Origin of the sequence: Lysinibacillus sp. JNUCC 51 (assembly GCF_015999525.1) — a bacterium.
GTDB lineage: Bacteria > Bacillota > Bacilli > Bacillales_A > Planococcaceae > Lysinibacillus > Lysinibacillus xylanilyticus.
The window spans coordinates 953,536-966,082 of the sequence record NZ_CP065545.1; the positions used below are offsets into that span (position 1 = coordinate 953,536).

General features: G+C 35.4%; 13 protein-coding genes and 1 pseudogene. 5 read left to right on the plus strand and 9 right to left on the minus strand.

The window, feature by feature from the left end; translation table 11 throughout:
* Positions 1–166: 166 nt before the first annotated feature.
* The 5 genes from JNUCC51_RS04935 to JNUCC51_RS04955 all read right to left on the minus strand — a co-directional run bounded on the left by JNUCC51_RS04935 (position 167) and on the right by JNUCC51_RS04955 (position 5,101).
* Positions 167–919: an iron ABC transporter ATP-binding protein gene (locus JNUCC51_RS04935; protein ID WP_100544701.1), complete on the minus strand. Its 753-nt coding sequence runs from the start codon at positions 917–919 to the stop codon at positions 167–169.
* A complete protein-coding gene (locus JNUCC51_RS04940; protein WP_337991088.1) occupies positions 916–1,980 on the minus strand; it encodes an iron chelate uptake ABC transporter family permease subunit in 1,065 nt (354 codons plus the stop codon). The genes JNUCC51_RS04935 and JNUCC51_RS04940 overlap by 4 nt, the downstream gene beginning before the upstream one ends.
* Entirely contained in the window at positions 1,977–2,993 is a 1,017-nt protein-coding gene (locus tag JNUCC51_RS04945) for an ABC transporter permease (protein ID WP_337991089.1), read from the minus strand. The genes JNUCC51_RS04940 and JNUCC51_RS04945 overlap by 4 nt, the downstream gene beginning before the upstream one ends.
* Positions 2,994–3,012: 19 nt before the next feature.
* Positions 3,013–4,044, minus strand: coding sequence for a siderophore ABC transporter substrate-binding protein (locus JNUCC51_RS04950; RefSeq protein ID WP_337991090.1), 1,032 nt, complete (start codon positions 4,042–4,044; stop codon positions 3,013–3,015).
* Positions 4,045–4,423: 379 nt separating this feature from the next.
* Positions 4,424–5,101 carry a response regulator transcription factor gene (locus JNUCC51_RS04955; RefSeq protein WP_337991091.1) on the minus strand — a complete coding sequence of 226 codons (678 nt, stop codon included), beginning with the start codon at positions 5,099–5,101 and terminating at the stop codon, positions 4,424–4,426.
* Positions 5,102–5,598: 497 nt separating this feature from the next.
* On the opposite strand from JNUCC51_RS04955, the gene JNUCC51_RS04960 reads away from it, so the two are divergent.
* From JNUCC51_RS04960 to JNUCC51_RS04970, 3 genes and pseudogenes are all read left to right on the plus strand, one after another.
* Complete coding sequence (locus JNUCC51_RS04960) at positions 5,599–6,153, plus strand: hypothetical protein (protein WP_337991092.1); 555 nt, start codon at positions 5,599–5,601, stop codon at positions 6,151–6,153.
* 81 nt (positions 6,154–6,234) lie between these two features.
* Positions 6,235–7,631, plus strand: a pseudogene (locus JNUCC51_RS04965) (hypothetical protein).
* 107 nt (positions 7,632–7,738) lie between these two features.
* Positions 7,739–8,299 carry a GNAT family N-acetyltransferase gene (locus JNUCC51_RS04970; protein ID WP_337991093.1) on the plus strand — a complete coding sequence of 187 codons (561 nt, stop codon included), beginning with the start codon at positions 7,739–7,741 and terminating at the stop codon, positions 8,297–8,299.
* A 166-nt stretch (positions 8,300–8,465) separates the two neighbouring features.
* On the opposite strand, the gene JNUCC51_RS04975 is transcribed toward JNUCC51_RS04970, so the two are convergent.
* From JNUCC51_RS04975 to JNUCC51_RS04990, 4 genes are all read right to left on the minus strand, one after another.
* On the minus strand, positions 8,466–8,846 hold the full coding sequence (locus JNUCC51_RS04975; protein ID WP_337991094.1) for a GntR family transcriptional regulator: 381 nt from the start codon (positions 8,844–8,846) through the stop codon (positions 8,466–8,468).
* Positions 8,847–8,971: 125 nt separating this feature from the next.
* Positions 8,972–9,751 (minus strand): ABC transporter permease, encoded by a 780-nt coding sequence (locus tag JNUCC51_RS04980; RefSeq protein WP_337991095.1) that lies wholly within the window; start codon positions 9,749–9,751, stop codon positions 8,972–8,974.
* 4 nt (positions 9,752–9,755) lie between these two features.
* Positions 9,756–10,658, minus strand: coding sequence for an ABC transporter ATP-binding protein (locus JNUCC51_RS04985; protein WP_337991096.1), 903 nt, complete (start codon positions 10,656–10,658; stop codon positions 9,756–9,758).
* Positions 10,642–10,893 carry a PLD nuclease N-terminal domain-containing protein gene (locus tag JNUCC51_RS04990; RefSeq protein WP_337991097.1) on the minus strand — a complete coding sequence of 84 codons (252 nt, stop codon included), beginning with the start codon at positions 10,891–10,893 and terminating at the stop codon, positions 10,642–10,644. Before JNUCC51_RS04990 ends, JNUCC51_RS04985 begins: the two co-directional genes overlap by 17 nt.
* Positions 10,894–11,070: 177 nt before the next feature.
* Here JNUCC51_RS04990 and JNUCC51_RS04995 point away from each other — a divergent pair, with 177 nt between their 5' ends.
* Both JNUCC51_RS04995 and JNUCC51_RS05000 read left to right on the plus strand, forming a co-directional pair.
* Positions 11,071–11,610: a helix-turn-helix domain-containing protein gene (locus JNUCC51_RS04995; protein ID WP_337991098.1), complete on the plus strand. Its 540-nt coding sequence runs from the start codon at positions 11,071–11,073 to the stop codon at positions 11,608–11,610.
* Between the two features lie 34 nt (positions 11,611–11,644).
* On the plus strand, positions 11,645–12,505 hold the full coding sequence (locus JNUCC51_RS05000) for a YitT family protein (protein WP_337991099.1): 861 nt from the start codon (positions 11,645–11,647) through the stop codon (positions 12,503–12,505).
* Positions 12,506–12,547: the final 42 nt, after the last annotated feature.

Sequence of the window (12,547 nt, forward strand, 5' to 3'; positions counted from 1 at the left end):
TCAATCATAAACGTGGGCAATGGCATTTGAAAAAGCTGCCGTCTGTAAAATACAGGCAGCAACTTTCAACTAGAGTAGCTATTATGATCTGTGCAAGCTACAGCAAATAATTTAATTTTCTATTAATTTTTTTGGCTTACTCATTTTTTGAGTTAAAACTTCGTAACTAATAAACAGCTAGTGGACCATAAGGACCTTCGATAATTTCTATTTTTGTTTCGAAAATATCTGTCAAAATTTTCGAGTCCATAACCTCTTCTACTGTTCCAAAAGCGGCAATTTGTCCATCTTTCATAGCACAAATTCTATCAGAGTATTTGGCTGCAAAATTTATATCATGCATAACAGTCAGAATTGTTCTTCCAAATTCATTAGCTGCACGTCTTAAATGCTCCATCATTTGAACAGAGCGAGCAACATCAAGGTTGTTCAGAGGCTCGTCCAAAAGTACATATTCAGTCTCTTGGCACAAAACCATCGCTACATATGCCCTTTGTCTTTGACCACCAGAAAGCTCATCTAAATATCTATTCTCTAAATCAGTTAAGTCTAAGAAATCGATATATTTAGAAATAATAACCTCATCTTCTATAGTCAATCTTCCCTTTGAATAAGGAAAACGTCCAAATCCAACTAGTTGTCTAATAGTAAGCCTAGTTACAAAATGATTTTCTTGGCGTAATATAGTAAGAATTTTTGATAAGTCTTTTGATTTGGTTTCAGAAACATCCATATTTGCCACCTGAATTTGTCCTTCCTCCATATCCAAGAGTCTTCCAATCATCAAAAGTGTAGTAGACTTTCCAGCGCCATTTGGTCCAATCAAAGATGTAAAACCCGCTTTTGGTATTTCAATATCCAAAGGTCCTATTTTTACTTTATCAGTATAGAACTTTTTAACATTATCAATTTTTATCATAAAGCCCTCTTCCTTAAAACTACAGTTAAAAATATTATTCCACCAAATAATTCGATAATAACTGAAACTACACCTTGAGCATGGAATACATGATACATCAAAAAGTAAGCACTCGTTATTATCAAAAATCCTATAGCTAGAGCCATTGGAAAAATATATCTATGATCATAAGTTGATGCCGCCTGATAGCTCAAAGTTGCTACTAAAAAACCATAGAAAGTAAGTGGTCCAATCAAAGCTGTTGAAATTGACATCAAAATAGCAACTAATACAAGCGTATAAATTACATTAGATTGATATTTAACTCCAAAAGAAGTAGCAACATCCTTTCCTAGTGACAATATATTTAGATTCTTAGAATGAGTAAGAAGTAATATTGCTACAATTATTACAATAGGAATTACAATAGGAAAATATGCAGAATCAGCATTATTAACAGAACCAAACAATCTTGCCTGTAAAATATCAAATTCAGAAGGCGCAAGTAGTCTTCTCATGAAAGTTCCCACTGAATTTAGCCCAGTTCCAATAATAATTCCAACTAAAAGCATAAGTTGTAAATTCCCGTATTTACCAGAAAGTAGCCATCCATAAAGTATCAAGCTCATTAAAACCATAACAACAACTTGAAATAAAAATGATCCAACCCCAGTAAAATTTATTAATGCACTAGCCCCAAAGAAAAATATAGTACTAGTTTGAATTGTTGAGTAAAGTGATTCGAAACCTAAAAGCGAAGGAGTAATAATCCTATTATGCGTAATGGATTGGAAAGCAACAGTCGACAAGCTCTGACAAACTGCTGCAATAATCATTGCAACAATAGCTACTATCCTTCTCTTAACAACTGGGATAAAAGAAGGTGAATCAATCGGAACTGGATTGTTATAAACTAAAAGTCCATATGAAGAAAGGATGCCCAAAGCAATCAATGTTATCAGCAAAAACCAATAACGCCTTTCCTCCTTCTTAGAACGAAAAGCCCTAGCTGATCTATTTTTATTATGAAGGCTAGAATCGATTTCGACATTTTCTTTATTTCTATATTCCAATGTGCTCATCGTAGCCTCCTTGGTTTTCTTTGTCTCAATAAGATAATAATAAACACGACTGCACCCACTGTTCCCAGTATTAAAGAAACAGGTACTTCAAAAGGCATTATAATTGTTCGAGAAATTATGTCACAAGCAGTTATAGTCCCCATTCCTATCAAACATACCCAAGGTAAATTACTCCTAAGATCATCACCTCTATACATTGAAACAATGTTTGGGACAATTAAACCCAAGAAGGGTAAATTTCCAATAACTGCTGCAACAATTCCAACTGCAAGAGAAATAAGGGCAGTCCCCACAAGAACAATCCTATTGTAATTAACTCCAAGGCTTGTTGCGACATCTTCTCCTAGTCCAGCTAAAGTCAATCTATTAGCATAAATAAAAATAAACAAAGTAACGATTACAATTAACCATAAATATTCATATCTTCCCACCTGAACAGGCGCAAAAGAACCGACAAACCAAGTTTCAATACTTTGTGTCATTTGAAAAAGAAGTCCCATAAAAGTGGACACTGCAGAAATAACTGCTCCAAGCATCAATCCAATAATCGGGACAATTAAAGAAGAACGAAGTTTAACTCTTCTTAAAAACAAAAAGAAAATCATAGTTCCTATAAAAGAAAAAATGATTGCACCAGTCATTCTTAAAACTAAAGTTGGGGCGGGAAATAATAAATAAACAAAAAGCAGCCCTAAACCTGACCATTCAATAGTCCCTGTTGTAGTAGGTTCAACAAAACGATTCTGTGTAATCAGTTGCATTACGAGTCCTGCCATTGACATTGCAGCCCCAGTTAGCATTAATGCAACTGTTCTCGGAATACGAGTAATGAAAAACATCTCCATTCCATCCTCTTGTCCACGTATATCATAAACTCCAGTAAATAGTGATATAATGCCTAAAATACTAACAACTATAGCCGCTAATATAAAAGACTTTGTCCATATCTTATTGTAGTTATAAAACTGGGGTTGAGAATTTATCTCAACCCTAGAAATTACATTTTTTAGCACTATTTTATACTCCTTTACACTACTTACCTAAAGTATTTGCAAGGTTTTCAAACAACTCTATATAAGTCTGAATTGATTCATTTGTATAAGTATCTGCTGGTGCATAAATGATATGTTTTTTAGAAACAGCAGTTGTGTTTTGAAGAGCAGGTGCGTTTGCAATAACATCCTGAGCAGGAACTGAATTTTCTTCACCAGATATTGCAGCATCACGATCTAATACGAAAAGCCAATCAGGGTTAGTTTGTGCAATAGCTTCAACAGAAACTTCATCACCTTTATGACCTGAAGTAGAATCAGCAACTTCTAATGCTGGAACCCAATTGAAAATTTCATACATTGGTCCCCAAACACGTCCAGAATGAGGAGCTGAAAAACCAATATCCCCACCACCAACGATAACACTCATAACTTTATCTTTTCCGTTATAAGCAGATTTAGCATTTTCGATAACTTTATCAAAATCAGCTACTACTTGTTTTGCTTCTTCATTTTTATCGAAAATTTTTCCTAAAGCAATTGTAGAATTTTTAAGTCCATTTACTAAGTTTTCTCCAGGCGTAGCAGCTTCCTCTGAAACATCTACATTAAGATCAATAACAACTGCATTTGGCACTAATTTTTTGATCTCTTCGTAATAGTCTGCAAATCTTTGACCGACGATTACAAGATCAGGGTTTGCAGCTGCTATAATTTCAAGATTTGGTTCGCGGTGATTTCCAATATTTTGTACCGAATCATCCTTTACATATGGTGAATCAGCAGGCATTACATCCTTTGGAACAGCTACTAAGTCAATGTTCCAATCAGCTAAAGTTTCAAAAGTTCTATTATCCAAAGCAACTACATTCTTTGGATTTACAGGAACAGTAACAGTTCCGTGGGCATCAGTGATTTCAACTGTCGCAGGTTTAGCAACCTCTTTACTTCCATTATCTTCATTAGACTTTGACTCTTGATTAGATTTATTACTTGAATCTGAACAACCTACTAACATCAATGTCAAAACTGCGATAATACCAACAAATTTTAAAAACATAGATTTCTTCATACATATACTCCTTATGTAATTTATTTTGAAAATGATGAAATCTATACATTGAGTTGCATAGTCATTGCTAACCACCTCAATTGCTATTGATAATCATTTTCATTTAACCTGTCTGTGAAACAGTATAGTCTTTAATTCTGTGAAAATCTTGTGAAAAATACAAGTTTATACAGAAGTCTACTTTCTAGCTTAGATTGGATACAAAATACTTTTATTGTTTCCGTCTACTCAATATCTATCAGAAACTGTTTGGTTTTCAGATTTAATAGAACAAAAAAACGAGCAAAACTGATTGAAACTGTTTTTACTCGTTTTTTTTCGATTATGTTTAATATTGATTGCTGTAACAAACGGTACTTTATATATTATCTTATTTTTACTATTCAATCATTGAATAGCCCCTGCCATGGATTGTTTGAATATATCTGTCTTTCTTCTCGCACTTTAGCTTTTTTCTTAAATACCCAATATATAAATCTACTACATTTGGATTGACTGCTACGTCATATCCCCAAACCTGATTCAAGAGCATTTCACGGCTCAATATTGTATTTTTATTCTTGATTAAATATACAAGTAAGTCATACTCGCGCTTAGTAAACGGGAGATTTTCACCACCTTTTGTCACAATTTTGCGGGATGCATCAACGAAGAGATCTTTAAATCGAAAGTAATCATTCTCGATTAACTGGATATAGTCCCCTCTTCTTAAGATAACTTTTATCCTTTCTACTAATTCTTCTTTTACAAATGGTTTTCTTATATAATCATCTGCTCCTGCTTGTAATCCTGCTATGCAATCCTCACTGGACACATTGTCGGTCACAATGATTATTGGGGTCGTTTTAACGGACCGTATTTGTCTGCAAATTTCCGGTCCAGACATACTTAACGAATCCCAATCCAATATAATAAGATCCCAATCTTGCTCGTATACTATATTTAAACCTCTGTTTTCATTGTGAAGTGTTAAAATGAAATAGCCTTCTTGCTTTAGACCGCTTCCGATTTTCTTTGCTAAAGACCGTTCATTCTTAATTACCAACACCTGCTTCACCTATGGTTCACCTCTACTTCATTACTTAATTTATTAAAAGAATATCGGTTTTATAAAACTTAAATTTCTAAAAAACTATTACAACAACTTACAAGGATAAATTTAGGATATTTCGCAATAAATATGTATAAAAATTGGATATGGTTAAACGTCGCGACACCGCACTCATTTGTGTATTAGGCATCTTCATGCTGGCATAAATTAATCAAATAACCGCTGGTATGCGAATAGGTGGACATGTGATTTCTAGTCCACTTCCACAATACCGATAATGATTATCATTGTCAATTAAAACCAGAACTTCCTGTATAACTGGTGGTTTAATCTATATGTACCAACTGGTCTGCTTCCGCCTTTATCGATAAGTATTTTTCCTGGAAATAACAATTTCCAAATCACACCTCTTTTATTTTATTTTATTACTAGTTTTTCGCTATGACGGATCTATCCACGAATTTGGCAGCGCTATCCACGTCTTTGGTGCTTCTATCCATGAATTGGGCGGCGCTATCCACAACTTTGGCTTCTCTATCCGTCACTTTGACGATTCTATCCGTCACATTGGCTCTTTTTTCCGTCACTTCGACTATTCTATCCGTCGTTCTGACCATACTTTCCGTCACTTCGACTATTCTATCCGTCGCTCTGACCATACTTTCCGTCACTTCGACTTTTCTATCCGTCGCTCTGACCATACTTTCCGTCACTTCGACTTTTCTATCCGTCGCTCTGACCATACTTTCCGTCACTTCGACTATTCTATCCGTCGTTCTGACCATACTTTCCGTCACTTCGACTATTCTATCCGTCGCTCTGACCATACTTTCCGTCACTTCGACTTTTCTATCCGTCGCTCTGACCATACTTTCCGTCACTTCGACTTTTCTATCCGTCGTTCTGACCATACTTTCCGTCACTTCGACTTTTCTATCCGTCGCTCTGACCATACTTTCCGTCACTTCGACTATTCTATCCGTCGCTCTGACCATACTTTCCGTCACTTCGACTATTCTATCCGTCGCTCTGACCATACTTTCCGTCGTTCTGACTAAGTAGAATTTTTTCTAAACCATCACCAACTTTTTTCCCCTTCATATTCTATAGAATCAGATCGAATATTGAGGGGGAAACGTATGGGGATTGAATTTACTGCTCTCCATTGGATTTACGTTGTTTTTATTGTCCTTATCATTGGCTTTATGGTTAAACGTCGCGATACCACCCTCATTTGTGTACTAGGCATATTCATGTTAGCAATCGTTGCTACAGGCGATATAACTTCGTCCATTAGTGGTGTTTTTAACAGTTTTATTTATGCTATCACTGAGCTTTTGTCGACCATTCTCATTATTTCTATTATCGTAGCAATGAGTCGGGTGATGATGACTTCTGGTATTAATGAGGTCATGATTGCGCCTTTTACGAAAATTATTAAAACACCCGCATTAGCTTATTGGACGATTGGTCTTTTAATGATGTGTATCTCTTGGTTTTTCTGGCCTTCGCCTGCTGTTGCACTATTAGGGGCAGTTTTGTTACCTGTTGCTCTACGTGCAGGTTTACCAGCACTCGGTGTGGCGATGGCGATGAATTTATTTGGTCACGGATTAGCTCTCTCAAGCGATTTTGTTATACAAGGAGCTCCTAAGCTAACTGCTGATGCTGCTGGTATTCCAGTTAGTGAGGTAATGTCTGCTAGTATCCCCCTTGTTATTACAATGGGCGTTGTTACTACGGTAGTCGCCTATATTTTATTACGACGGGATATGAAGCGTGGATCAGCGAATTTATTTGCAACAAACGACACAAATGAGGAAGTAGAACAAGTAGCTGCTGAAAACCTGTTAACACTCGGGCAAAAACGCTTTTTCGCAGTACTTATTCCAATTGCCTTTGTACTCGATGTCATCGCAATGTCTATATTAAAATTACAAGGCGGAGATGCAACAGCTTTAATAGGAGGCACATCTGTCTTTATCCTACTATTACTTTGTGTTGTAGCCCACAAAAAACAAGGGCTCGAAAAGACAACAAGCTATTTCATTCAAGGATTCCAATTCGGATTTAAAGTGTTTGGACCGGTTATTCCAATCGCAGCCTTTTCTATTTAGGGGATTCTGGATTTACACAAATTATCGGTGACTACTTACCAGCCGCTTCACATGGTATCGTCAACGATCTCGGTGTGGGTCTAGCTGCGGTAGTGCCATTAACAAAGGGGATTGCAGTCGTCACTTTAGCAGTCGTTGGCGCTATTACAGGCTTAGACGGCTCTGGCTTCTCAGGCATTTCCTTAGCAGGTTCCGTCGGTAGTCTGTTTGGCAATGCTATTGGAGGAGGTACTGCAACTTTAACAGCTTTAGGGCAAATAACAGCGATCTTTGTAGGAGGCGGAACATTAATTCCCTGGGCACTAATCCCAGCTGCTGCAATTTGTAATGTTAGCCCATTCGAACTTGCAAGGCGTAATTTATTGCCAGTGGCTATTGGTCTTGTGATTACAACCATTGTGGCGGTGTTTTTAATATAGCATTTGTAAAAGTAAGGAACTCTTTTAGTGGTTTCTTACTTTTTTCCCTTCCACACAATTCCAATGGTATAATTTAACTGAACAAATTAAAAAGGGAGATGAGTTCAATGAAAGTTTCCTATTGGCGTGGAGAAAAAATACGATTGAGGGCACCAAAGTCTGAGGATATTCATATATTTGAAAATTTAGATGATGACATACTTAAAAACCTTGATTCAGTCGCTTTTCCTCGTACAAATCAGCAAATTGAAGAATGGATAAATGAAATATCACAAGGGGCATCTTCTGAGAGTGATGATTTTTACTGGATTGCGGAGGATGCTTCAAACAATATCGTGGGGACAATTGAGGTTTCTGGTTGTGATGCAAAGAATGGGACCTTTGATTATGCTATCACGGTATTTCCTTCTCATAGAGGAAAAGGGTATGCTAAAGATATGATTTTAACGATTTTAAAGCATTATTTCTTTGAACTACGCTATCAAAAAGCAACAATCTGTGTTTACTCATTTAATGCATCTTCTATTGCTCTACATAAAAAACTGCGATTTGTTGAAGAAGGCCGGTTGAGAAATATGATTTATACAAATGGTACCTTTTATGATGAGGTCTATTTTGGGATGACCAAGGATGAGTTTAACTTGTTTCAGCAGAACCCACTTTTATAGTTGGTGAGATGAATTTGGATTTAAGTTACATTTCAACGGGTGTCTCTGAAAGAAGTTAAAGCCTCCAACGCATGTTACGGAATTATTCCAAGGCATAATTGATTAAAATACACTCTAATTAGAAAGAGATGACTTCTTTATATTGCAGAAGTCATCTCTTTCTCTCTTAACGTTGAGTATAATATTTTTGCAAACTCTTATGAAACATCTGCTGCAGTTGATACTCACTAATCCCTAAAACATTTGCTTCACACATTATTTGTTCGACCTTAATAGAAATTTGTTGAAGGTTAACATCCTTTGCTTCAGAAGACTTTTTAACAAGTGCTTTTGAGTTAGGTTTTATTGTGATTATTCCCTGCTTCTGAAGCTCCTTGTAGCTTTTATGAACGGTATGAAGATTGAGTTTTGTTTGAGCTGCTAAATCACGAATGGAGGGTAATGGGTCACCATTTTGCAATTTCCCTGTCGCTATTTCAAAAAGTAGTTGCTGGATTAACTGCTGATACAAAGGAGTTTTACTCATTGGATCTATTTTTACATTCAATTATATACGTATCCTTTCATACGGTTCATCGCCAAAAGATAGGGATGGCATTTAACCTCATGCTGTCCATATGATTTCTGTAAATTTTGTATCGATAACAATTTCATCACCTCATCCCATAGAAGTTAAAATTTCTTTTTCGTTATGAAACTTTGCATTGTAATGACCATCAATAAAACTAACAGCAGTGTTACTATAATATTGAGGCCATACCAAGATCCCACATCACCTGACATTAGAATATTTGTTGCATACATACTATTACTAGCAGGATTAACAATGTCTATGAATGGATGTAGCCCAGCGATAAAACGACATACTAATAGACTAACGATACTTATTAGTGCAATAAATGCCGTACTTTTAAAAAATGTACTCATCATCGCAACAAACGTAATGATGAATAACAGCCATACACAATAAAAAACTAATGCCCATAAAGCTTGTGTCATAGGAACAGTAGTAAATAAATACGCTGAATAGCCATAGGACACTGCATAGCCAAGAGCTATACATATAACAGCCAAAATATAATGGATGATGATTTTACTATTTAAATAAGAAGTTATCGATACTGGCCTTGTTAGGATAAATGCCATCATGCCATTTGCTTTCTCTCCTTGGATAATACTCATAGTGGCGACGACCAGAATAATAATGCCCAACTGATCAAACTGTGAATTTAACGTTGAGGCAAGTACTTCCTGTCCGACAGGTTTTGCCATCGTAGGATCAATTATTATACCTTTAACACCACCAGCTGATTGTAGAATAACCGGTAAATAATACATCATAATCGGTTGTGTTAGCCCTAGGAAAATAAATACAATTGGTAGCCACAATATTTTAAACTCTCTTGCCATTTGCTGTACTTCTTTTTTACTTAATTCGATAAAAGCATTCATTCATTTACACCACCAATTCTAAAAATATTTCTTCTAGATTGTCTTGAATACCTACTTCAAATTTAGTAAACAACACTTTTGAATCCAGTCCGTACTGTATTAATCGATTAGTATCTGCTTCCAAATTTCCAACGTGGATTTTGAAGCCATTTCCACAGCTTTCGATTTTCTTCACATAAGGTAAATGTTCGAGCATTGTTAACCACTGATAATCTACCTTGCGAATCATTACATAGATAGCTGATTCTTGATGGCGCTCAAGTAACTCTAATTTTGTAGCATCCTCTATTTTGTGACCATTTTTAATCATTACAAAGCGCTCACAAATTTCCTCCGCATCGCTCAATATATGCGTTGATAATAAAATGGTCGTTTCTTTTTTTATCTCTTTCAATAGGTTTAACACTTCTCTTCTCCCTATTGGATCAAGTGCTGATACCGGTTCATCCATAATCATTAAAGCTGGCTTATGCAATAATGCTTGTGCAATGCCAAGACGTTGCTTCATACCACCTGAAAACGTCCCGACATGGAGATGTGCTTCTTTCCCTAAGCCGACCTTTTCTAAAAGCAATGGGATCTCTTTCTGCAATTCATTTTTTTCTAAGCCAGAAAGTGTTCCCATAAAGGACAATGTTTCAAATGCTGTCATCCATGAGAAAAAATTAGGATACTGAGGTAAGTAACCAATTTGATTTTTCATAGATGAAATTTTTTGACCATCAAGAAGAATTTCCCCTTTGTCTGCATTCAGAATGTCGGCAATGATTTGAATTAATGTAGACTTTCCTGCTCCATTCGGTCCAATTAATCCGACACATTCATTAGCATCAATAACCATAGAAAAATCATTCACTGCTGTTTTTTGTTTAAACTTTTTCGTAATATTTTTAATTTCTAAGCGCATGTTTATTTACATCCTTTCTACCAATTATGAAGTAAAGAACAGAACCAATTGTATTAAAGAACAAAATAATAATTGTCCACATTAGTATGTTTTCTCTCGTATCTCGGTGCCGATATAGATCGAATAAAGCAACAATGATTAGAACAAATCCTACGAATAATAATGGCAAAATGATTGGAAGTATGCTTGCCCAATCCAGTTGGCTTAAATCATCAAAACTATAATGTAATTTCATTCCTAAAACCCCCATTCATTATCATTATTGATAATGATAACAGAGTATGTAAAAAATTTCATTACCTTTCTACTGTACATCTGAAAAAAAAATATATAGTATATTTATTGATAATGTTCTCATATTGATAACATTTGATTGCTTCCCTTGATTCCATCTGATAGGAGGATCGTTTTTATGCGGAATAAAGCAGAAGTTTTAATGCACCCTGTGAGAATGAAAATTTTACAAGCTCTAATGCACGATAAAGAAGAAGGCTTAAGTACTTTGGAGATGATTTCTATCATAAAGGATGTACCTCAAGCTACTTTATATCGTCACATTCAAATTTTAATGGATGAAGACATCATAAAAATTGTGAAAGAGCGAAAAGTACGTTCTGTTACAGAAAAATTTTATGCATTAAATGAAGGAGCAGAAAAACTTAGTCAGGAGGATTGGACACAACTAACAATCAAACAAAAATTAAATTATGTTTCCAACTATCAATTAGCTTTACTATCTCAATATCAAAATTATTTAAATTCTCTTGATGAAGAAGAAAGACTTGCAGATTTAGCAACTTTTTCATTTATCGATTTGACATTAACGAATGATCAATTTATGAGCTTTGAAAAAGAATTAAACGATTTAATAATTAAATACTATAATATGGCCGACTCAAGCAAAGAGACTGAGACAAAAACAATTGCTATAAATATTATTCCAAAACCTTAAGTAATATTTTTACGTAAAGAAATGGAGAAGATTAATGAAAAGAAGAAAGACAGTTGAAAACTCACGAAAATTTATCATGATTATAATTGGCGCCATCATCGCAGCATATGGACTTGAAGCGGTATTAATTCCGAACAATGTCATTGATGGTGGCGTGACAGGTATTAGTATTATGGGAGCACACCTTTTTGGTATTCCATTAGGCGTACTGCTCTTTGTATTAAACATTCCTTTTATTTGGATTGGCTACAAACAAGTAGGTAAAACTTTTGCATTGATGAGTTGTGCTGGGATAGCAGCTCTTTCTATTTCCACAGTGCTTATGCATGATGTTAAAACAATTTTAGGCCCAAATGATCCGTTATTAATTGTTTTATCTGGTGGTATGTTACTAGGTGTTGGGATTGGGATTGTCTTACGTAACGGTGGCGCTTTGGATGGTTCTGAGGTTTTAGCTGTGCTACTATCACGTAAGATTCCATTTTCAGTCGGGGATATTATATTATTTATTAATGCCTTTATTTTCTTAGGGGCAAGCTTTATTTTTGGCTTAGAAAGTGCATTATACTCAGCTTTAACGTATTATATTGCGAAAAACGTTATCGATATTATTCAAGTTGGTTTAGAAAAATCAAAAGATGTTCGTGTTGTTAGTGCAAAATCAGATGAAATCGGTGATGCTATTCAAGCTCGTTTAGGTCGTGGTGTTACATATACTAAAGGACGAGGCGGTTTCTCCAATGAACCAACTGATATATTAAACTGTGTCATTAACCGTATGGAAGAAAATAAACTTGTATCGATTATTAAAGATATCGATGAAAGTGCCTTCGTAGTTATTTCTGATGTATCAGAGGTACGTGGTGGGAACTTCAAAAAACGTGATATCCACTAAAACAAAAGTAAGTAAGTCACTCGTAGACTTACTTACTTTGTC

What these genes read in the sequence shown, in the direction of transcription:
- JNUCC51_RS04935 (WP_100544701.1), bottom strand. Translation starts at nt 919, where the DNA reads ATGATAAAAATTGATAATGTTAAAAAGTTCTATACTGATAAAGTAAAA.
- JNUCC51_RS04940 (WP_337991088.1), bottom strand. Translation starts at nt 1,980, where the DNA reads ATGAGCACATTGGAATATAGAAATAAAGAAAATGTCGAAATCGATTCT.
- JNUCC51_RS04950 (WP_337991090.1), bottom strand. Translation starts at nt 4,044, where the DNA reads ATGAAGAAATCTATGTTTTTAAAATTTGTTGGTATTATCGCAGTTTTG.
- JNUCC51_RS04970 (WP_337991093.1), top strand. Translation starts at nt 7,739, where the DNA reads ATGAAAGTTTCCTATTGGCGTGGAGAAAAAATACGATTGAGGGCACCA.
- JNUCC51_RS04980 (WP_337991095.1), bottom strand. Translation starts at nt 9,751, where the DNA reads ATGAATGCTTTTATCGAATTAAGTAAAAAAGAAGTACAGCAAATGGCA.
- JNUCC51_RS04985 (WP_337991096.1), bottom strand. Translation starts at nt 10,658, where the DNA reads ATGCGCTTAGAAATTAAAAATATTACGAAAAAGTTTAAACAAAAAACA.
- JNUCC51_RS04990 (WP_337991097.1), bottom strand. Translation starts at nt 10,893, where the DNA reads ATGAAATTACATTATAGTTTTGATGATTTAAGCCAACTGGATTGGGCA.
- JNUCC51_RS04995 (WP_337991098.1), top strand. Translation starts at nt 11,071, where the DNA reads ATGCGGAATAAAGCAGAAGTTTTAATGCACCCTGTGAGAATGAAAATT.
- JNUCC51_RS05000 (WP_337991099.1), top strand. Translation starts at nt 11,645, where the DNA reads ATGAAAAGAAGAAAGACAGTTGAAAACTCACGAAAATTTATCATGATT.